Here is a 594-nt window from a genome sequence, read left to right on the forward strand (position 1 = left end):
CCAGCGGCAGGTGCAGCAGGCGCTGGTCGCGCGACACCAGCAGCGTGGCCCGGCCGTCGTCCGGCAGCAGGCGCAGCAGGTCGTCGAGCCGGCGCAGCCGCCAGTCGTCGACCCCGAGCAGTTCGTCGCCGGCCGACAGCCCGGCCGCTTCGGCAGCCCCGCCGCGCAGCACGTGGCTCACCTTGATGCCGGTCAGCGCACTCTCCGCCACCCGCAGGCCCAGCCGCTGGGCCATCGTCGGCGCCTGCTGCGACCAGTTCACGCCAGCGCGCTGCAGCAACTCCTTCAGCGGCAGATCGCCGGTGCCATGCACCCAGGCCTGCAGCTCGGCCGCCATCGAACGGCCGCCCACCTCGTGCAGCACCGCGGCGATGTCGTCCTGCGAGATCGGCCCGCCGTCGCTGCGCGCCCACAGGCCGCGCATCACGTCGTCCAGCGAGCCCCGGCCGCGCGTGCGCAGCGTCAGGTCGAGCGCAAGCGCCACCAGCGAGCCCTTGGTGTAGTAGCTGATCGTCGCGTTCGGCGTGTTCTCGTCGCCGCGGTAGTACTTGACCCAGGCATCGAAGCTCGATTGCGCGACGCTCTGCACCTGCC

General features: G+C 72.7%; 1 protein-coding gene. It reads right to left on the reverse strand.

Going from position 1 to position 594, the window contains the following annotated elements:
• The coding region (locus tag AC1D15_RS36240; protein WP_477829892.1) for a M61 family metallopeptidase at positions 1–594 on the reverse strand (594 nt) is incomplete at both ends.

Source organism: Rhizobacter sp. P2_H2 (assembly GCF_056403375.1).